Origin of the sequence: Flavobacterium panici (assembly GCF_903819335.1) — a bacterium.
Lineage (GTDB): Bacteria > Bacteroidota > Bacteroidia > Flavobacteriales > Flavobacteriaceae > Flavobacterium > Flavobacterium panici.
In genome coordinates this window covers 163,219-182,798 of record NZ_CAIJDE010000043.1, presented here as the reverse complement: position 1 = coordinate 182,798, position 19,580 = coordinate 163,219, and the positions used below count along the sequence as shown (strand labels likewise).

20 protein-coding genes are annotated in these 19,580 nt (G+C 32.4%); 14 read left to right on the top strand and 6 right to left on the bottom strand.

The window, feature by feature from the left end:
• Window positions 1–55 precede the first annotated feature (55 nt).
• The 5 genes from FLAPXU55_RS12050 to FLAPXU55_RS12030 all read left to right on the top strand — a co-directional run bounded on the left by FLAPXU55_RS12050 (window position 56) and on the right by FLAPXU55_RS12030 (window position 5,252).
• Window positions 56–577: an RNA polymerase sigma factor gene (locus FLAPXU55_RS12050; RefSeq protein WP_180857865.1), complete on the top strand. Its 522-nt coding sequence runs from the start codon at window positions 56–58 to the stop codon at window positions 575–577.
• Window positions 578–623: 46 nt separating this feature from the next.
• Window positions 624–833, top strand: coding sequence for a hypothetical protein (locus FLAPXU55_RS12045; protein WP_053470363.1), 210 nt, complete (start codon window positions 624–626; stop codon window positions 831–833).
• 12 nt (window positions 834–845) lie between these two features.
• Window positions 846–1,694: a FecR family protein gene (locus FLAPXU55_RS12040; protein ID WP_180857864.1), complete on the top strand. Its 849-nt coding sequence runs from the start codon at window positions 846–848 to the stop codon at window positions 1,692–1,694.
• A 100-nt stretch (window positions 1,695–1,794) separates the two neighbouring features.
• Window positions 1,795–4,407 carry a TonB-dependent receptor gene (locus FLAPXU55_RS12035; protein WP_180857863.1) on the top strand — a complete coding sequence of 871 codons (2,613 nt, stop codon included), beginning with the start codon at window positions 1,795–1,797 and terminating at the stop codon, window positions 4,405–4,407.
• 5 nt (window positions 4,408–4,412) lie between these two features.
• Window positions 4,413–5,252 (top strand): DUF4249 domain-containing protein, encoded by an 840-nt coding sequence (locus FLAPXU55_RS12030; RefSeq protein WP_180857862.1) that lies wholly within the window; start codon window positions 4,413–4,415, stop codon window positions 5,250–5,252.
• Between the two features lie 109 nt (window positions 5,253–5,361).
• Here FLAPXU55_RS12030 and FLAPXU55_RS12025 read toward each other — a convergent pair whose 3' ends face one another.
• Window positions 5,362–6,390 carry a hypothetical protein gene (locus FLAPXU55_RS12025; protein WP_180857861.1) on the bottom strand — a complete coding sequence of 343 codons (1,029 nt, stop codon included), beginning with the start codon at window positions 6,388–6,390 and terminating at the stop codon, window positions 5,362–5,364.
• Window positions 6,391–6,509: 119 nt separating this feature from the next.
• Here FLAPXU55_RS12025 and FLAPXU55_RS12020 point away from each other — a divergent pair, with 119 nt between their 5' ends.
• From FLAPXU55_RS12020 to FLAPXU55_RS11995, 6 genes are read left to right on the top strand one after another with little or no spacing between them, the layout of a single operon-like run.
• Complete coding sequence (locus FLAPXU55_RS12020) at window positions 6,510–7,541, top strand: hypothetical protein (protein ID WP_180857860.1); 1,032 nt, start codon at window positions 6,510–6,512, stop codon at window positions 7,539–7,541.
• 22 nt (window positions 7,542–7,563) lie between these two features.
• Complete coding sequence (locus FLAPXU55_RS12015; RefSeq protein ID WP_180857859.1) at window positions 7,564–8,532, top strand: hypothetical protein; 969 nt, start codon at window positions 7,564–7,566, stop codon at window positions 8,530–8,532.
• Complete coding sequence (locus FLAPXU55_RS12010) at window positions 8,529–9,161, top strand: hypothetical protein (RefSeq protein ID WP_180857858.1); 633 nt, start codon at window positions 8,529–8,531, stop codon at window positions 9,159–9,161. The genes FLAPXU55_RS12015 and FLAPXU55_RS12010 overlap by 4 nt, the downstream gene beginning before the upstream one ends.
• Before the next feature lie 19 nt (window positions 9,162–9,180).
• Entirely contained in the window at window positions 9,181–10,011 is an 831-nt protein-coding gene (locus FLAPXU55_RS12005) for an SIR2 family NAD-dependent protein deacylase (protein WP_053470369.1), read from the top strand.
• Window positions 10,012–10,032: 21 nt separating this feature from the next.
• Complete coding sequence (locus tag FLAPXU55_RS12000) at window positions 10,033–10,479, top strand: hypothetical protein (protein ID WP_180857857.1); 447 nt, start codon at window positions 10,033–10,035, stop codon at window positions 10,477–10,479.
• On the top strand, window positions 10,472–10,987 hold the full coding sequence (locus FLAPXU55_RS11995) for a hypothetical protein (protein ID WP_180857856.1): 516 nt from the start codon (window positions 10,472–10,474) through the stop codon (window positions 10,985–10,987). The genes FLAPXU55_RS12000 and FLAPXU55_RS11995 overlap by 8 nt, the downstream gene beginning before the upstream one ends.
• 8 nt (window positions 10,988–10,995) lie before the next feature.
• Here the strand turns inward: FLAPXU55_RS11995 and FLAPXU55_RS11990 are convergent, their stop codons facing one another.
• The 5 genes from FLAPXU55_RS11990 to FLAPXU55_RS11970 form a co-directional block, all read right to left on the bottom strand.
• On the bottom strand, window positions 10,996–11,832 hold the full coding sequence (locus FLAPXU55_RS11990; RefSeq protein WP_180857855.1) for a hypothetical protein: 837 nt from the start codon (window positions 11,830–11,832) through the stop codon (window positions 10,996–10,998).
• Between the two features lie 44 nt (window positions 11,833–11,876).
• Window positions 11,877–12,527 carry a hypothetical protein gene (locus FLAPXU55_RS11985; protein WP_180857854.1) on the bottom strand — a complete coding sequence of 217 codons (651 nt, stop codon included), beginning with the start codon at window positions 12,525–12,527 and terminating at the stop codon, window positions 11,877–11,879.
• A 39-nt stretch (window positions 12,528–12,566) separates the two neighbouring features.
• A complete protein-coding gene (locus FLAPXU55_RS11980; protein ID WP_180857853.1) occupies window positions 12,567–13,661 on the bottom strand; it encodes an acyltransferase family protein in 1,095 nt (364 codons plus the stop codon).
• Between the two features lie 131 nt (window positions 13,662–13,792).
• The gene (locus FLAPXU55_RS11975) at window positions 13,793–14,572 is read right to left on the bottom strand and encodes a bestrophin-like domain (protein WP_180857852.1); all 780 of its coding nucleotides are present in this window, start codon (window positions 14,570–14,572) and stop codon (window positions 13,793–13,795) included.
• Window positions 14,573–14,694: 122 nt separating this feature from the next.
• On the bottom strand, window positions 14,695–16,125 hold the full coding sequence (locus FLAPXU55_RS11970) for an FAD-dependent oxidoreductase (RefSeq protein ID WP_180857851.1): 1,431 nt from the start codon (window positions 16,123–16,125) through the stop codon (window positions 14,695–14,697).
• Window positions 16,126–16,480: 355 nt separating this feature from the next.
• On the opposite strand from FLAPXU55_RS11970, the gene FLAPXU55_RS11965 reads away from it, so the two are divergent.
• From FLAPXU55_RS11965 to FLAPXU55_RS11955, 3 genes are all read left to right on the top strand, one after another.
• Window positions 16,481–18,115 (top strand): NADP-dependent glyceraldehyde-3-phosphate dehydrogenase, encoded by a 1,635-nt coding sequence (locus FLAPXU55_RS11965; RefSeq protein ID WP_180857850.1) that lies wholly within the window; start codon window positions 16,481–16,483, stop codon window positions 18,113–18,115.
• A gap of 72 nt (window positions 18,116–18,187) precedes the next feature.
• Window positions 18,188–18,766: a Crp/Fnr family transcriptional regulator gene (locus tag FLAPXU55_RS11960; RefSeq protein ID WP_053470378.1), complete on the top strand. Its 579-nt coding sequence runs from the start codon at window positions 18,188–18,190 to the stop codon at window positions 18,764–18,766.
• 212 nt (window positions 18,767–18,978) lie between these two features.
• The gene (locus FLAPXU55_RS11955) at window positions 18,979–19,476 is read left to right on the top strand and encodes a DinB family protein (protein ID WP_180857849.1); all 498 of its coding nucleotides are present in this window, start codon (window positions 18,979–18,981) and stop codon (window positions 19,474–19,476) included.
• The last annotated feature ends 104 nt before the right edge of the window (window positions 19,477–19,580 follow it).

Below are 19,580 nucleotides of genomic sequence, written 5' to 3'. Positions count from 1 at the left end.
TCGTGTACAATATTATTTTGAACATGGAGTTAAGACTAAGGATCATATTTACGTTATGGACAATAAAAAGTTTATATTAAGTTTAAAAAAAGGTAATGAGGCTTCCTTCAAAGAAGCTTACCTAAATTACTACGATAAACTTATTGGTATTGCCAGACGTTTTAATTTTACGGTTCTTACTCCGCAGGATTTTGTACAGGAAACTTTTTTAAGACTTTATAATAAAAGAGAATTACTTAATGAAGATGTTTTGTTTGATAAACAGCTCTTTGTTATCTGCAAAAATATTATCATCAATCATGTTAACAGGGAAAATAAAATAATTCAGCTCGATACTTCAAATTTTGAAATCGAAAATGAAGATTATGATGATGTGATTTTTGAAGAAAGAAAAGAAAAACTGTATGCTTTTATAAATTTACTTCCGGAGCAGCAGCAAAAAATATTTACTTTACACAAACTGGAAAACCTTAGCTATAAGGAGATTGCGGCAATGACAGACCTTTCTGAAAAAACAATTGCCAATCATATTTACCTCGCCAGTAAATTTATTCGAAAAAAAATCGAAAACCATTAGGAACTTTTTTGTTCTCGTTTGTTATACTAATAAACAGAAACAAAAAATGCATATTGAATCTTATAAAACTGATGTTAAAACCAAGGAAGATGCAAGCTTTATTGTAGTGCTTCTTCGTTTTATTATTTCTGACTGTTCAATGGATTTTGTGGTAGATGATAGTAATCATATTCTAAAAATCGAAACGAACAGAGAGATTAAAGAAATGGTGTATGGTGTTTTTAATAAACAAGGATTTTATTGTCAAAAACTTTAACGCAATAAAGACATGGACGAAAAGAAAATAGAAGAGGAATTGAAAAAAATATGGGACGAAGTCCCTGTTTCACATTCTGATAATGAAAAAGAGATGTCTTGGGAACAATTCCAGGCAAAGGCATTTTCTCCAAAAAAGAAAAAGAATAATTCCTGGCGTTATTTTGCGGCAGCGGCGGCTGTTTTAATTTTTGTTCTTATAGGAACCGGACTTTATTTTAACGGAAGTAATCCTATAACGAATAATATTCAACTTACCGAAAATGTAATTGAAAATACAACTTCGATAATAAAAACGGCTGTTTTACCAGATAGTTCAAGAGTAGAGTTGAGTCCGAATTCTAAAATTTCTTATGCCAGTAATTTTGCAGCAAACAGAAAAGTAGAAGTTTCGGGAGAAGTTTATTTTAAAGTAACCAAGGATAAAAAACATCCGTTTCAGGTATTTTGCAACGAAACAACCACTACAGTTTTAGGAACTTCTTTTACAGTAAAAGGATATGTGAAAAAAGGGGTAACGGTTGAACTTTATGAAGGAAGTGTTCAGATGAATGTAAAAGACCGTAATGAAAAATGGATTTTAAAACCGGGCGAAAAATTCACATACGGAAACCAAACTCCATCGGTTACAGAATTCAACAGATTTATAGATTTTGACAATCAAAAGCTAACAGATCTAAGCACTTATATCGAAACAAATTACGGTTATAAAGTAATTATGCCGCAGGAATATCAAAACCAGCGAATCACGGTACGCATCAATAAAAAAGAAGATTTAAATACGATTATCCAATTAATATCAGAAATGTATAACCTAAACTATGAAGTAAATGAAAAATTAAAACAAGTTACTCTTCAATAGAAAAGAAAAGGATGCACTAGCCGCGAAACTAAAAACATCCTTCCTATAGTCAGGATAGTATAAAACTATTCCATTTAATAATTCAAAAATACAAAATTTCATGAAGCATATAATTTCAGCGTGCTTTTTTTTATTCAGTTGGGGAGTTTTTTCCCAAAACGTCACGGTAACTGTAGATCAAACGGTAACATTAAAGGAATTCTTTAAACAAATTGAAAATCAATCTGATTTTAAATTTGCCTTTACAGATCAAATTAATACCAGCCAAAGATATTTTACGCAAAAAAACGTGTATACTAATATCGATATCAAACAGCTTGTTAATGAATTAAATAAAAACACATCGATTCAATTTTCGATTGTAGGCAGTAATATTTTTGTAAAACAAAAAGCTGTAAAAACGGCTAAAAAAAAAAATAAACTGACAGGACAGGTTCTTGATGAAAACAAAGAGCCCGTAATAGGAGCGAATGTTTTCATCATAGAACTTTCTACGGGTGTTACAACAGATATTAATGGAACCTTTAGCATAGATGTGGACAAAGGTATTTACAATCTTGTTGTAAGTTATGTAGGCTTGAAAAACAAAGAAAGACAGATTGCAGTTGATGGTGATGAAAGAATAAAATTCAACATGGAATCTGACAGTCAGCAGTTAGAGCAGGTAATTGTAACCAATAGTAAAGCTGTTGATGTAAGGAATACTCAAATGAGTGTCAACAAACTTTCGATGGCAGAAATTAAGCGAATTCCTGTTGCAATGGGAGAACCCGATCCTTTAAAATCGCTGTTAACATTACCCGGAGTTACAAATGCTGGAGAAGCTTCTTCTGGTTTTAACGTGCGTGGTGGTGCTGCAGATCAAAATTTAATTCTGCTGGATGGTGCGCCGGTATACGGTGACTCACACATGTTTGGATTTTTCTCTATTTTTAATGCTGATGTTGTAAACGGATTAGATTTATATAAAGGTGGAATTCCGTCTAAATTTGGCGGACGTGTTTCTTCTGTTTTGGACGTAACGCAGCAAACCGGAGATTTTGAAAATTACAAAGTTAACGGAGGAATTGGTTTAATCTCAAGCCGACTTTTAGTGCAGGGACCAATACAAAAAGATGTGGGTTCGTTTCTTATTGCAGGTCGTGCCTCTTATGCACATTTATTTTTAAAACTGGCAGATAATAATAATTCGGCTATGTTTTATGATATCAATGCGAAGTTCAATTATAGATTGGGCGCTAATAATACACTTGCTTTTTCCGGATATTTTGGAAATGATGTTTTTGATATAAACGATCGTTTTTCCAGTACTTACGGAAACACAATGGGAATTTTAAGCTGGAAACATAAATTTTCTGAAAACCTGAATACTAATTTAGCTGTTTTTTACAGCGATTATAAATTTAACCTTGGTTTACAGCAGGAAGATTTTGACTGGAATAATAACATTCGAACGTACGGACTTAAATATGGTTTTAATCATGTTGTAACTGATAAGTTTAAATTAAACTACGGAATCGATGGTCAGTATTATAATTTTAATCCAGGAACAGTTCAGCCTACAAGTTTAGATTCGGACTTTAATTACAAACAGCTGGATAAGAAATATTCGTTAGAAACATCTGCTTATTTGGATTTTGAAAATCAAATTACGCCAAAATTAAACCTTCGTTACGGACTTCGTTACAGTTTGTTTTATCGTTTAGGTGATGAAACGATCAATACTTATGCAGATGGAAAAGCAGTAGTATTTAATCCGTTATATCATATTTATGAAGAAGGTACTCCAACAGGATCTATATCATACGGAAAAGGAGATAAAATAAGCAGTTTTGATAACCTTGAACCACGTGTGGCGTTATCGTATGCTTTTAGTGATGATGCTTCTGTAAAAGCAAGTTACAACAGAATGGCGCAGTATATTCATATTTTATCTAATACACAATCGCCATTGCCTACAAGTATCTGGACGCCAAGCGGTCCGTTTACAAAACCACAATTACTGGATCAATATGCGGCCGGATATTTCAGGAATTTTAAAGACGGCGATTATTCTTTTGAAGGAGAATTATTTTATAAGAAAATACAAAACCGTATTGATTATATTGATGGTGCCGATATAGTGGCCAATAACAATATCGAACAGGTTATCTTAAATGGTAAAGCCAGATCGTATGGTATGGAATTATCATTTAGAAAAAATACAGGAAATTTTACAGGATGGGTTTCCTACACTTTATCAAGAGCAGAACAAAAAACACCGGGAAGAACTCCTGATGAACCTGGAATTGCAAATGGTGACTGGTATTTATCTGGATATGATAAACTGCATAATTTGAACATTGTAGGAAGTTATGAATACAATCCAAAATGGTCATTTAATGCTAATTTCACTTTGCAGTCTGGTCAGCCGGTAACTTATGCAAATGGTTATTATGAATTTGGCGGAATCAATATACCAAACTTTTCACTTCGTAATGAAAACAGACTGCCGCTTTTTCACCATTTAGATTTGGCTGCGACTTACACGCCAAAACCGGATAAAAAGAAAGGATGGCAGAGCTATTGGGTATTCAGTCTTTATAATGTTTACAACAGAAAAAATGCAGCTTCTATGACGTTTGCAACAAATGAAGACACAGGAGCGAATGAAACCAGAAGACTTTCAATTTTTGGAGTGGTACCTGGAATTTCTTATAATTTTAAATTTTAATGAGTATGCAAAGGATTAATAAATATAATTTTAAAAGTAAAGCACTAGTTTTATTCAGCTTGTTTTGTGTGCTGTTTTTATCATCTTGTGAAGATGTAGTCAATCTTGATTTAGAAACCGGACAGACAAGAATAGTAGTCGATGCTGAGATTTTATGGTTTAAAGGAACTGCTGGTAACGAACAAACCATAAAAATCAGTAAAACAGCTCCGTATTATAATAACACAACACCAAAAGTTTCGGGAGCGCAGGTAAGAGTTGAAAACAGTACGGGAACGGTTTTTACTTTTAATGAAACAGAACCGGGTGTTTATAAGTGTACTAATTTTGTTCCTGTTTTAAATGCAGATTATACGCTTTACGTACAAGCAGAAGGTCAGAGTCTTACCGCTACTGAAAAGCTGACATCTGTAACGCCAATTGATAGAGTAGAGCAGGCAGTTGTTCCTGATTTTGGAGGAGAGGATGTTATAGAACTGACTTTTTATTATAAAGACCCTGCCGATCAGGTGAATTATTATCTTTCAGATTTTAAAAGCAGTTTCCTGATTTATCCGGAATATGACCTTACAGATGATGATTTCTTTAACGGAAATGAAATAAGTAACAGGTTCAATCATGAAGATATGAAAGCAGGAAATACGGTTGATATTACAAATCGTGGTATTTCTAAAAACTTCTATAATTATATGAACTTACTTTTAGAAATATATGGCGGAAGTCCGTTTTCAATTCCTCCCGGAAATATCCGCGGAAATATTGTAAACACTACAGATGCTAATAATTATGCCTTTGGTTATTTCAGGCTTTGCGAAGCAGATAAAGTTTCCTATTTGGTAAAATAAAGATTTTAATTAGGTTGATTTGTACGCGAACATCTGGCATTAAAGTAATTTAGTGTCAGATGTTTTTTTATCGTACTATTTCAATCAATAAGCAGTATTTGAAATACTATTAAAGCTCTTCGTTTGCGAATTCAATTTTACTTAAATTAATAAAATCAGGTCGTTCAGAATCCGTTTCGTGTGAAATTTTAATCTCATTTTCAGATATAAATTTTATTTCCTTATCACATCCTACATGACAAGATTCTACAGCAATTGGAAAATATAATTTTTTGTTTTTATCATAACCTATAATGTTGTTTCGAAAATAAGAAACAATCTTAAAATCTTCATTTTCAATTACTCGATCTTTATCATATTCTCCATTAAATTCAAATAAATTTTCACTATAATAAGTACTTTTTACAATAGTTGGATAAGAACTTTCTTTTCCTTCAGGATAATTGTCTTCATCCCATTTTTGTTCAAAGTTCTTATAATAATTGATATCTTTTTCTTGTTCAGTTGGCTTATAAATCCATTTACTTTTAGCACCAAATTGATATAATTCGTTGTAGACTGCAGTGTTTGCTTCCAGAGTTTTATCTTTTGTAAATTCACCATCAACAAACTCTCCGGATCTTAAACTATATTCACCATCATATTTTAAGGTATAAAACTTTAGATTATTTATATTTAGCATAATAAAACTTAGGTATATTCCAGGATCACCGTTGCCTAAAGGAGATTCTTTTACAGCAAATAGAAAATAATCTACACCTTGAATTTTTTTTCTTAACGTATGTTTTGGGTCGATTACGATATGATTATAGTCACTTATTACCAAAGTGTCACTTTTAAGCAATTCAAGATTTTTTTTATACTTTGAAGCTATTATTATATTTTTTGCACCGCCAAGATAAAAATCATCTTCATCGCCAGCATCGCTGCCCGATATTTTAATTACTTCAGTATTATTCTCATTGTTAAAAGAAAATAAAGTTACCGTTCTTACTGTTTCGTCGTTATCTTCTTTAATCTTTGGTAATGTGTTTTCCTCGTTTACTTTTTGATTCGGAATTTTGTCTTCTTTTTTGCAAGAATAAAGTATGATAGAAGATAAAAGAATTATGGCTAGTTTGGTTTTAATGGTGCTCAATTTAGTTATCAGGTTTTAGGTTATTGGCAAGATAAAAATTATTTCAGAATTAAAAAATATCCTATGAAATGTCTTTTAATTGATAAATAAAATTTGTTAGATTTACTGAAAAACAAAACGTGATAAAAAAAATACTCTGCCTGTTTCTTGTTTCAATTGCTGTGATTTCGTGTAAAAAAGAAAGCGAGGCAAAACACATTAAAACTTCTCTGGGAATTGTTGCAAATTTTGAAGGAACAGATTTATTTGCTAATAATGATTTATCTCAAAAAACAGATCATTTAAATTATGCTGCAAAAATTGAAGTTATTTCTTTTGACAGTAAAAAAGGAGTTTCTAAAATTCTCTATAAAAATCAAGAATTATATGTAGCATCTTCAGCATTAGAATTACTTTCTAAAAAAGAAAATGATAACAGTTATTTTACAAAAGACTGCTATTGTTTAATGGGATTAAAAGAAGCCAAAACCCTTAATTTTCCAACGAAATATGATACAGTTCATTATTTTGAAAAAGACAATAAAATACGATTTATAAAAGAGGTATCCTATTATAAACCTAGTTATGAAACGTATAAAAGTCATGACATAGAAATGACCCAAGAAGATTATAATGCTGACGGGCCAAATTTTTATTCATACGTTACAATTGACAGAAACAATTTTCTGATAGGTACTTTTTTTACAGAGCAAAATAAATCTTATCTGGAATGTTATAATAAGAAATCAACCTACGAAGTTTCTAAAAATTCCAGCAAATTATCAGAGTACTATGAAACTGAGGAGTTTAATTATGCAATGAATTTATTTAATACAGATCTTTTATTTGCAAAAATTGGCAATGATAATTTTGTAAAATCTTCTGATAATTTCGACTACAAGAAACAAGCAATTTTGATTGATCAGGGCGAACTGAATTTAGAGAAAAATGTAAATATTCAATTATATAGCTTAAATAATTTTGAGCCTGTTGTCTACAATGATCATGCAATACTTTTTAATTATTTGAGAGAGTTTAAAATTGTAAAAAAAGAGGGTAAAAAAAGATATTTTGTAAAAATCTATATAGAAGAATTTGAAGGTTCTGATATAGCAGGAGAGTATTATATAGATTTAAAAGAAATTGCAGCGTTTGCTTCAATAGGTGATTAATTCAAAAAGTTTATTTTTAAATATGAAGTATTGTATAAAGCTATTTGCTCTTTTATTTTTATTGAATAGTTGTAAAAACGAAACAAAAGAAGTTCGTAATAAAACAGCTGTAAAAACTCAAAAAAGCGATGAGGTTAAAATTTCTGCAACGGTATATAAAGATTATACAACAGCTCCTGTCGATTTTTTGGATGAAAAATATAAAATTGATGGTTTTGAATTCCAGGGCAGTTCGCCTTCATTTCCTACCTATTATTTTTTTGATGAAAATTTAGGGTCATTTACGGTTACCTATGTCGGAAAATCAAGATTAACCCGGGATTATTGGGATGCCGATAACTCAACTGGTTTTTTTGCTCTATTTAAGGGTAATAATAAAAACAACAAACTAGTAAGTGATAAGGCAAATGAAGTTTTAAAACAGGAATCAAATGATTATTACATTCTAGTTAATCTTTTACCTATAGAAGAAATTACAGAATGTTTTGATTGTGATTTAGGCGATTTTAAACTCAAAAACGATGCATATAATTATTTTTATGTATATGAAAATAACAAATGGGTTTTGATAAAAAGACTTTTGAACAGCAATATTAAAAATCAAGGGATTTCGCTTTTTACAGAGGTATTATTATCTCATAAATTAAAAGATATTAAACCAATTGCAGAAGAATTTCAAGGTAAATTTAAAGCCGAAGCCAACGGAGAATATACTAATGATGGACAAGGTCATACGACTTATTATTTTACCATTACAAAAAATAAAATTGATTTAAAATATGAAGCTTTTAGAGGAGATTTTGTTTGTGAAGGCGAGTATAAAGGAATACAAAATGATACGGTTTTAGAATTGTATTATGATAGAGAAGACGATCGCTGTTTAAAATTAGATCCTACCTATTTAATAAAAAGAGAAAACGATAATTTTTTTATAAAAGGAATTGGCGGAGAAGGAACTATTAATGAATGGATAAAAATGGATAAAGAATGATAAAAGTTAGAATAATGATTTGCTTTCTATTTCTTTCATTATGTGCCTGTAAAGAGCCAAAGAAAGAAATAAAAGAAACAAAAGAAATAACTCCAAAAGTAGTTGTCGATAAAGTTCAATCTGTCAATAATGATCAGTTAAGTGATTTTATAGGAGAATATGAATTTAAAGATCCAGATAATCCAAAAGAAAACCTTCTTTTAGTTTTGAAAACTGCAGATATTAAAAGTATTGCTGATTTTGAAGGATATGCATGGGAAGAAACAAATGAAAAAGGAGAAATTGTTGAGAAAACATTAATTGGATTATTTTACGGTAATACAGATTTATTTGATCAAGCGAGGGAAGGATATGGACCTGGTTTTTTTGTTGCAAATGCACAAGTTGAACCTGCTGGAGAGAATTCATTGCAAGTAAATGTTCGGGCAACTGCTTCGGATATTTTAGAAAATCCCGTTCTGCCGCCAATTAAATCGACTAAAGAAGCTTTGAAAAAAGGGAATAAAAAATGGGAGATAACAGAAATTGATATTTTCAGAGAGTTAATTTTTGAAATTAAAAATCCTAAGGAATTAATACTCAAGTCAGATTTAGGTTTGGAGGATAAAACATTTAAAAAGGTAAAATAATTACTTAGAGAATTAAAAAATGAAAGAACAGCTTACCGAAATTATAAGGCAGGTTTATCATAAAAAGAACAGAAATCTATTTACATTTTTAACAGGTGCAGGAATTTCTGCAGAAAGCGGTATACCAACATACAGAGGAGTAGACGGAATATGGATAAAAGGAACAAAATTTCATAAACCGGAAGAATTTGGAACGTTTAAATATTTCAAGGAAAATCCCGAAGAAGTCTGGCAATATTCGTTGTTTAGAAAAAGGATGTTTGAAAATGCCCAGACAAATCAAAGTCACCATGAAATAGTAGCAATTGAAAACCTTTTGCAAGACAGATTTCATTTAATAACTCAAAATATAGACAATTTACACCGTCGTGCCGGCACGGAAAGAATCTATGAAATACACGGAAAAGCCAGAGAAATCAAATGTTCTAACGGATGTAAAGAGATAGAAAATTTACCAGCTGAAATTGAGGGCAAAGACATAGACGAAGACCTGACAGAAAAAGATATCGAATTATTGAAATGCAAAGAATGCGGCAGCTGGATGCGACCAAACATTTTATGGTTTGATGAATATTATGATGAAAAAACAAATAAAAAATTCAGCTCTTTAAAAATCGCTAAAAACTCAGGAATTCTATTTATTGTTGGCACTTCTGGAGCAACAAATCTGCCAATGGCAATTGCAGAAACCACATTGAAATATGGCGGAACAATCGTTGATATTAATACCGAAGACAATTTATTTACTCAACTTATTAAAGAGAAAAAAAATAAAATTATCATTCGTGAAACTTCAACAGAAGCATTAAAAACAATACGAGAAATATTGCAAAATATATCAGAGGAATAACGATTTTTAATATCAAAATCTATGTGCCAAAGCGGAAAAGAAATCAAACTTTGTACCTGCGTTCCCAATGGAATGGATACTATTATTCACCACAAGAATTCCCGAAAAAACAGACAAAAAAGACGTGTCGATTTTACCTGGACGTTAGAAAAATGTTTGGGCTGGAGTAAAACTACAATGGATGGAATGGGGTATATGCCAGAGAAAGCTTTAACGGAAGATTTGACAAATGAAAGAATACTTGTTGATCTTAACAGTAAAAATTGTTTCGATTTTGATTATGAGCCTAATGAAAAAGATAATCTTCAAATTTTTACTCCTGAAAGCTCTATTAGAAGACATTTATCTTTTATTTTTCGAAATGGAGAATGGGTAGCAGGTTCTCATATGCCTTTTATGTACGAGATGGAAAAAATAAATTTTGGAAAAGTAACTTTAGAAGATAAAACTGAAAATAAAAATGATTAAAAAAGCACTATTTCTGCTAATAACTGTACTAACATTAATAAGCTGCAAACATCAATATGAGGAGAATAAATCTTTAAATGTAAAAAGCGATAATAAGGACAATTCTGAAAATCTTTTAAAAAAGAATAAAGATACTGACAGTATTATTGAGGTTGAGGAGACTGAAAAACCTACCGAAGTTCTTTTCAAATGCAAAGAAAACGACAACGGTATGTCGAGATACGATGATCCTTTAAATAAAACCTGTGTATGTAACGAAACCACATTTGACGGAGCTTATGAAATATTTTATAAAGAGTCACCAGATTACGAGCAAAAGAATTTATTGAAAAAATTACCAGAGAAAAATAAGGAATGGAAAGCTCCAGATGCAGACGTTACCTACAGCTGGATTGAGCAGGATACATTAAAAATAAACTTGTTTTATCAAGGCGGCGAAGACACTTATGTTTTTTATAAAAACAGCGATAATAAAATAGAATACAAACAATATGTATCGCTGCCGTAGCTTTAGATTTAGTCACAGCGATAACCATGCAAATCTAATCCTTCAAGATATATGGTTTTAAATTTATCGTTTTTTTGATGAATAAGGATTCTTCTTTCGGGAAATTTGGTTTTCGATTTAGCGGAAGTTTTTCCCCATAAAAAATCATCATTATAAACAAAATAGGCAGGACCAATATTAGCAAACACTTTTACTTTGGTGCTGTCTTCATCACTATATCTATAAACGATACTGTCGTCCATTTTTTGAATTTTTCTTTGAATGGGAAAATAGCCTTTTCCGTAATTTAGGTTTAATGGCTTTTTAGAACATAAAAGTGGTTTGCCGTTTTTAGCGGTATCAAAATTCTTGATGGTCAAACCAATAAAATTTTCTCTGCAATCGTCGATTCTGCAGATTATTTCATCAACTTTCATTTCTGCAAAACCTTTAGTTCCGTAAACATAATATTTTGGTTCGATGATTTTTTTAATCTCCTTTTCTAAGTTTTTACTTTTAATAAGCTTGACAATTCCTAAAGTATCATAAAATTCAAGTTTTTTATTTTTTACAGATTTAGGATCATAAAAAGCGGCTTCTAATGAATCGGTTTCATTTATTCGTCTGTAAATTTCTTCGTATTTGGATATGGTGTCAGATTCAAACATGGTAATAACAATGGCTGTAGTATTATCTGCCAGATCATAGACGGGATAGATACTATCTTCTTTAATCTCTAATTCTAATTTTGAGTTATCTTCTGCAATTTCTTTTAACGGGATATTCTTGTGTTCTTTCCTTTTTTCCTGACAAGAAAGGAACAGGGAAAATGAAATTATAAAAAGTATAAAAGTTGTTTTTTGCATTGGATATTTTTAAATAGATTTCGAAATGTTTTTATAAAAGATGATTAACAACAGCCTATAATATCAACTGCTTTTTTCAGTTTTTTAGAATATCCAATATAAGTTGTATCTTCTTCTGAAAGCGAAATGGAGAACAAAGGCCTTTTATCATTTTGGCATTCTATAAAGACATCGTAGTTCATAAACTCATCTTTTGGCTGACCAAAAATATCATCTTTTCCTATTTCATTTTTATCAGATATATCGGTAAGAGAATCTGGATCAACCATTTCTTTAGCTGTAGTTAAAATGTACTTTTCCATTTCTTCATCATTTTTAATATATATCAAATGATAACCATTTGCTATGTATCTTGTTTTAAAAGATTTTTCATATATCAATTCACCAATGCTGTTAAAAATTTGAAATACTGATGTTGTCTCATTTATATTTCCCTTTGGAACAGTAATAATAAATTTATCATCAGTTGACAAATCTGAGAATTTTGCAGACAAAGAGTCTTTAAATTCTTCTTTGATCACAGTATTAACAGGATCAAAATATACTTCTGCCGGCGGGTGTGCAACGGTTAAAGTATCTTTTTTGGATAAAGTATCGCTCACAATTGCAGTTTTTTTGATTGGCTTTTTTTCAACTTTATTGCAGGCATAAAACAGTAAAACAGATAAGAAAAAAATCAGCGTATTTTTATACATATTTGAGTATTTGATTTGAGTTTTAATATTTAAAATAACTTATTTAACCGCTTTCCCATTCCATTTCTCAGTCAAATATTTTCGAAGCGGAATATCATAAAATACCATTACCAAATAAGCAAATGCAACCAGCAAAATTGTTCCGGAAATAGTAATAATAGTTAGCTGTAAAGTATATGGTTTATGAGAAGTATAATAATTGCCAAACATCCACAAGGCGGCATAATGCGTCATGTACAACGGATAAGAAATCTTTCCGGAAAATACGCAGATTTTTTTAAGGTTTGGTGTTAGTTCTGCACCCGCGCCCAAAGCAATTAACAAAGGAAAATAAAACAAAACTACCAAAGGTTCAGACAGCCAGTTCCATTCTGAAGAAGGCATTAAAAAAGCCATAAGCAAAAATATAGTAAGACTGATAAATCCGAGTTTGTTTTTAATAACCCAGTTGCAGCGATAAATAAGCAAACCCGCTAAAAAAGAATAAGAGATTCGGGCACAGCCGTCCCAAAATGTCGGACCGCTCCAGCCTCCCAGTAAATTATCTGAATTATAAGCTACATAACAAATAGCCAAAGCAGCCAGAATTGTTAGAATTTGAAGGTAAAATCGGCTAATGCGACATAGTACAAAAGCATACACAATATTCGCAATATATTCCCAAAAGAGCGACCAGGCCGGAGCATTAAAGCTGAACAAATTAAAACCACGATCAGCAATAACAGGCAACGGAATAAGAAATAAAGAACAGATAAAAGTTAGAACAATTTTACCTGTACTGTACAATTCTGGATGACCACCAAAAGGATCAAACAAAAACGCCAGTAAACCTAACACAGAACCTATAATTACAAGTGGATGAAGCCTAATAATTCTCGAAATAAAAAACTTACGAAGCCCTATTTTTGCTATACGATCATCATAAGCATAACCAATTACAAATCCGGAAAGACAGAAGAAAAAATCGACCGCCAAAAATCCGTGTCCGATAAAATTTTGGGCAGGATCTGTAAAAACCCATTCCATAAAATGAAAAATCACAACCGCAATCGCAGCAATGCCTCTTAGTCCGTCGAGAATTTCAAAATGTTGTTTCGTTTGAAGGTTTGATGCGGTAATTGTATTCGTATTCATTTTTAATCTATATCCGGTCAAATTAAACTAAAGGCGTCGAAAAACACATGATTTGTCATGGCAAGATATATAAAATTATCTTGCCAAGTAACCAGAAAAAGACAAAAAAATGATGATAATTGTTAGAATAATTACTCAAAATTTTTCCTCAAATCAATTATAGTTTGATTTGGAACATCAAGATTTACAAAACCTCTGCGTGGTCTGTCTAAATCGAGTGTAAATAAAATTACTAGCGAAACCAAAAGACAAAAACCAATTTGAACTAACCAGTCAATTTTGCCTTTAAGCCCTTCAGAATAGCCACTGTAGAATGCAATTATCATAGACAGAAAAAATAGCATAACTAAAATGCTTTCGGGAACTTTTGTTTTTTCTCCCGATAGGCGGGAAGTAGTAACATCAATTAAGTCATTAAGTGCTGGAATCATTTGCTGTGTCGCAGCAAGATTAGCCGGATCTTTTGAAAGAGTGGTCGCACGTTTCCATAATTTCGCAGAAATAACCTGTGATAAACTATCAGCTTTTAAAATTCCTTTTGTGTCGGGACCTACTTTATAGTATGAAATTCTTGTTTCGACATAATCCTTAAAATCTTTTCGAAACAATGCACGTGTTGAATCCGGATATAAATCACTTCTCAATATAGCGGTACCAATGATATTGGATTCTTCAACCACAATTTTTCTTCGGGAATCGTAACGATCGCTGCTCATGCTAAATGTAAACGCCAGTAAGAAAAAAAGCAAGGCAATAAGTGAAGATGTTTCTGTCGTTTTTTCTTCTTCAGGGTTTTTCTTCCGAATATGATTTCCGGCTACTTTCCCAATAAAACTTGAAATAAGCATTAATACAAAAAGCAATAGCGCAATTACCCACGCTTCAGTTTGATAGAGAATACCTGTATCCATACGATTAGCTGTTTTTTAGAAATAATGAAACGACTGAATTAACAGAAAAAGACTCTCAAATATAAAGAAAAAAATGTAGGAATTAACTATGAAGCAGCAAGTTGTAATTTGCAGTTAGTTTGTCAGGCTTCTTTTTTCTTCAAACATCGACCTCTTGGTTCATCACCTTCATGAAGCACAATATCAGAATGCAAAAACTGAGCAGCATCAGCAGAATCTCTTACTTTGGCTGCGCTGCGTTCTAACATTTCGGCTTCAAACTCTGTTAATACACTTTTCCTGATTCCGGATTTTCTCCATTGCGATAAAGGTTTACATCCTTTTGCAATTGCCCTTGCGAGCGACAATGCATCCAGAAGCGCTTGATTGGCACCTTGTCCTTTAAACGGACTCATTGGGTGCGCAGCGTCTCCAATTAATGTTGACGAGCCTCCTTTATCTAATAATTCAGAATCAAGTAATTGACGATCATAAACAGGATAACCCGAAATCTGAGTGGCTAAAGTTGCCTCTAAAATCTGCGGAATTGGATCGTGCCATTGTGTTCTGCGGCAAGCTTCTTCTTTTAAAGCTGAAGGCCCTAAAGCACTTAAAGATTTTGCTTCATCTTCAGACATTGGAAAACTCAATTGCCACATCACAGAATCTGAAGTATAAGGCATGATATAAATTCGTTCATTGCCATTTGCGGTTTGAAATACAGTTGCAGAATCCAGTAAAGAACTATCAACACCTTCAAGTGCACTTAACGGACAAATGCCCAATATTACAATACAATCTAAATAACGTAAAGGCGTAATATCGTCCCCAATTAAAAGCTTTCGAACCGAACTGCGAATACCATCGGCACCCACAATAAGATCGGCTTTTGTGCTTTTTATTTCACCATTTACCAGAAAGTTTATGTCGAGACTTTCATCTTCACATTCTTTAAAATCAACTAATTGATGTCCCCATTGTACAACATCATCTCCGCCAAGCTGTTCGAGAAGTTCTAAGCGAAGTGATTGTCTTGCGATATGGACATTAGAACGTTTTGCAGCTACTTTACCATCAGTCTGCAGCCATTTTCTAATTCCCCATTCGCCAACCACTTTTCCTTCGGGAGTATGAACCAAATGTCGTGTAGAAACTACGCCGTCTTTTAAGGAAAAAATACCCAATCCTTCGATTGCTTTACTCGCTTGCTGCAAAGTAAGTCCGTAGCCCTGAGATCGGGCAGAAAAGTTGTTATCGCGCTCATAAATAGTAAAAGGAATTCCTCGGTGCAAACAGGCAACAGCAAGTGCAGTTCCGCCAATTCCGGCACCAATAATAGCAACGTGAGGGAAATTTTCTGTATCTGGTTCAGGAAAACTGGCAGATTCCATTAATCCAGATCCGTTGCAGTTAAGGCATTTGTATAAGTTAGCCTTAGGACGAACAGGAGGAGTTCCATTGCCTTGTGTTTTTTCAAATTCTTCGAATGCTATTTGGTAATTAAGCCGTACTTTTTTACTAAGCCTTCGACTTTTTTTACCACGACCTTGGCATTCCGGGCAAGTAGTCCACATATTCGTTTGTTTAAAACTAAATTTTTGTACCAAATTTAGAATGGGCAAATTTAGAGCGAAATTAGTATATACACAAATTCAATTTTTTATTGAAGCATAATCGCCGTTCTATTTTTTAAATATCAATAATTTTCAATATCAAATTAGCGAAATAAAATAAATAAGATTTTTTCTATTGCTGTAATGTGTTGTATTCTTTGGTTTTACAAAAAAGGTATATTGATTGTTTATCAATTGAAAGTGATAACAGAATTTTAACATAGTTCTGCTTAACATTCCTTAATTTGTTAGGGAAATAAGTTAAAATCAAAAACGAATTTTATTAGAGTTTTAATTACCAATTAAACATTTGTATATGGAAAATTTAAAAGCATCCTTAACGGCTATTGACGGCCTTTTTACAGAAGAAAATCTAATCCCCCAAGAATATCAGATTTCAGAAATCCATCAAAGAGAATATCTCTTAAACGGTAAATTAGTTCCTTGGAACGGAGACGTTACGGAGGTTTTTTCTCCCGTTTTTGTTAATGGAGCAGACGGACTTAAACGTAAACTTGTTGGAACAATTCCGCATACTTCTGCCAAAGAAGCATTAGAATCGCTAGACGCAGCGGTTGCAGCTTACGACGACGGACAAGGAGTTTGGCCAACAATGAGCGTTGAAGACAGAATTAAATGTATGCAGAAATTTGTGTATTTAATGATTCAGCAGCGTGAATTGGTTATTAAACTTTTGATGTGGGAAATTGGAAAAAGCCTTCCTGATTCTACCAAAGAGTTTGACAGAACCGTAGAATATATCAATGCTACAATTGATGCCTTAAAAGATTTAGACAGACAATCTTCAAGATTTGAAGAAGCAGAAGGCGTTTTGGCACAAGTCAGACGTTCTTCTCTGGGCGTTGTTTTGAGTATGGGACCATTTAATTATCCTTTAAATGAAATTTTTACCACACTGATTCCGGCCTTAATAATGGGAAATACCATTTTGTTTAAATTACCAAAACATGGTGTTTTAGCACATTATCCGTTATTAAATGCCTTTAAAGAAGCATTTCCTCCGGGAACGGTAAATACACTTTACGGACGAGGAGCGGAGATTATTTCTCCATTAATGGAAAGCGGAAAAGTGAATGTACTGGCTTTTATCGGTTCAAGTAATGTTGCAAATGGATTAAAAAAACTACATCCAAAAGCCAACAGACTGCGTTCTATTTTAAGTCTTGATGCTAAAAACGCTGCCATTGTAACGAAACACGCTGACATAAACGTTGCTGTAAATGAATGTTTATTGGGCGCTTTATCTTTTAACGGACAACGCTGTACGGCATTAAAATTAATTTTTGTGCAGAAAGATGTTGCCGATGAATTTGTTCAAAAATTAAGTGAAGCTGTCGCAGCATTAAAACCGGGACTTCCTTGGGATAAAGATGTAAAAATCACACCGCTTCCGGAAGTTGATAAACCAGCTTATCTTAAAAATTGTCTGGATGATGCGTTGGCAAATGGAGCAAAAATTATAAATGAAAACGGAGGATACACCAATAATTCATTTGTATTTCCATCTGTAGTTTATCCGGTAAACGATAAAATGAAATTGTATCATGAAGAGCAATTTGGGCCAATTATTCCGGTTGTTCCTTTTGATTCTATCGATGAACCAATTAATTACCAAATCAATGCGTCGCACGGAATGCAGGTGAGTATTTTTAGCGAAGATCCGAGAGAAGTAGCTAGTTTAATTGATCCGTTTGTGAATTTGGTTAGCCGAGTAAATATCAACTGTCAGTCGCAGCGCGGGCCGGACGTTTTCCCGTTTACCGGAAGAAAAGACAGCGCAGAAGGAACTTTATCCATATCTGATGCATTGCGTTCGTTTTCAATTCGTTCACTTGTTGCCACTAAAGCTACAGATGCCAATAAGAAATTGTTTAACTCAATTGTAAGAGATCACGATTCTAATTTCTTGAGTACAGATTATATATTTTAACAGAAAGCGAGCAATTGTATTATCTTTGTTAGGCTAGAAAAATTAGCTTTTTAAAGTTTTTATACCCAAGATATGTTTGAAGTTTTTGCCAAATATTTACTGAATCAGATACAATTAAGTGATGAAGAATTAGAAATGATTCGGGAAGTTACCGTTGTACGTAAACTTAGAAAAAATCAATACCTGCTTCAGGAAGGTGATATTTGGCGTTTTAATGCTTTTATCACAAAAGGCTGCTTGCGAACGTATAGTGTAAATGATAAATCAAACGAACACATTATTAATTTTGCCATTGAAAATTGGTGGATAGGAGACCGGGAAAGCCTTTTGAACGGAACGCCTTCACGTTTTAATATCGATGCAATCGAAGACAGCGAAGTATTATTGATAAGTAAAGATAATTTTGCAATGCTTACCAAAAGTATTCCTCAATTTCAGGATTTGGTAAACTTGATTATTGAAAGAAGTTTTGTAGCAAGTCAAAACCGAATTAACAGCAGTATCAGCCATTCTGCCGAAGAAAAGTATAAAAACTTTATGGAAAAACAGGCTCATATTGCCTTACGAGTTCCGCAGCATATGGTTGCTTCTTATTTGGGAATTACGCCTGAAACTTTAAGTCGCATACGAAAGCAGACTTTGAAAAAATGAGTTTATAATTGATGTTAATTGTTAATTGTGAATGGTTAATTATTAATTGTAAATACTGAATATTGAAAAGGGTAGAAGACTAATGTTTTCTGCCCTTTTTTATTTTAAATAAAACCTTGATTAAAGTCAATTTGTTTGATATTATATATCAATGTTTTCCAAAGGTAGAAACAAGAACTTTGTGATATTTATAATAATTAAACCATTGTATTATGTCACATTTTAAAAGCGATGAAGCGCTCTTGTTAACTACCAAACTTTATATAGAAGCGTGGCTTTTATCTAACAGAAGATTACACAATTTAATTATCAAACTTTCTGAAGAAGAGATCTATAAAGAAATTTCTCCGGAAAGAAACCGGGGAATTTATCTTTTAGGTCATCTTATTTCGACAACCGATACCATGATTGAGTTATTGGGTTTTGATAAAAAAAGATATCCTGAACTGGATCCTATTTTTGTTTCTGCTCCCGATAAATCGGGCAAAATTTTTCCTGATTTTGAAGTTTTAAAACAGAATTGGGAAAAGATAAATACTGTTATGTTAGAACATATCGAAAATATGTCACCGGAACAATGGCTTGAAAAACATGCTTCTGTAAGTGAAGATGATTTTAAGAAAGATCCAACTAGAAATAAACTTAATGTTTTGATTAGCAGAACCAATCATCAAAATTATCATTTAGGGCAATTGGTTTTGTTATTGTAATATTTATATCAATTGCGTTTTTGATATAAAATTTTTATTAACCACATAGAAACATAGATTTAAAAAAGATGGTATTGAAGATGTATTGAAGATGTTTCAAAAAA

Bases quoted from the DNA above. Each gene is read 5' to 3' on its own strand.
- FLAPXU55_RS11970 (WP_180857851.1), bottom strand. From the start codon at position 16,125: ATGTGGACTACTTGCCCGGAATGCCAAGGTCGTGGTAAAAAAAGTCGA.
- FLAPXU55_RS11965 (WP_180857850.1), top strand. From the start codon at position 16,481: ATGGAAAATTTAAAAGCATCCTTAACGGCTATTGACGGCCTTTTTACA.
- FLAPXU55_RS12040 (WP_180857864.1), top strand. From the start codon at position 846: ATGGACGAAAAGAAAATAGAAGAGGAATTGAAAAAAATATGGGACGAA.
- FLAPXU55_RS12015 (WP_180857859.1), top strand. From the start codon at position 7,564: ATGAAGTATTGTATAAAGCTATTTGCTCTTTTATTTTTATTGAATAGT.
- FLAPXU55_RS11985 (WP_180857854.1), bottom strand. From the start codon at position 12,527: ATGTATAAAAATACGCTGATTTTTTTCTTATCTGTTTTACTGTTTTAT.
- FLAPXU55_RS11960 (WP_053470378.1), top strand. From the start codon at position 18,188: ATGTTTGAAGTTTTTGCCAAATATTTACTGAATCAGATACAATTAAGT.
- FLAPXU55_RS11980 (WP_180857853.1), bottom strand. From the start codon at position 13,661: ATGAATACGAATACAATTACCGCATCAAACCTTCAAACGAAACAACAT.
- FLAPXU55_RS12010 (WP_180857858.1), top strand. From the start codon at position 8,529: ATGATAAAAGTTAGAATAATGATTTGCTTTCTATTTCTTTCATTATGT.
- FLAPXU55_RS12005 (WP_053470369.1), top strand. From the start codon at position 9,181: ATGAAAGAACAGCTTACCGAAATTATAAGGCAGGTTTATCATAAAAAG.
- FLAPXU55_RS12030 (WP_180857862.1), top strand. From the start codon at position 4,413: ATGCAAAGGATTAATAAATATAATTTTAAAAGTAAAGCACTAGTTTTA.
- FLAPXU55_RS12050 (WP_180857865.1), top strand. From the start codon at position 56: ATGGACAATAAAAAGTTTATATTAAGTTTAAAAAAAGGTAATGAGGCT.
- FLAPXU55_RS12045 (WP_053470363.1), top strand. From the start codon at position 624: ATGCATATTGAATCTTATAAAACTGATGTTAAAACCAAGGAAGATGCA.
- FLAPXU55_RS11975 (WP_180857852.1), bottom strand. From the start codon at position 14,572: ATGGATACAGGTATTCTCTATCAAACTGAAGCGTGGGTAATTGCGCTA.
- FLAPXU55_RS12000 (WP_180857857.1), top strand. From the start codon at position 10,033: ATGTGCCAAAGCGGAAAAGAAATCAAACTTTGTACCTGCGTTCCCAAT.
- FLAPXU55_RS12035 (WP_180857863.1), top strand. From the start codon at position 1,795: ATGAAGCATATAATTTCAGCGTGCTTTTTTTTATTCAGTTGGGGAGTT.
- FLAPXU55_RS11955 (WP_180857849.1), top strand. From the start codon at position 18,979: ATGTCACATTTTAAAAGCGATGAAGCGCTCTTGTTAACTACCAAACTT.
- FLAPXU55_RS11990 (WP_180857855.1), bottom strand. From the start codon at position 11,832: ATGCAAAAAACAACTTTTATACTTTTTATAATTTCATTTTCCCTGTTC.
- FLAPXU55_RS11995 (WP_180857856.1), top strand. From the start codon at position 10,472: ATGATTAAAAAAGCACTATTTCTGCTAATAACTGTACTAACATTAATA.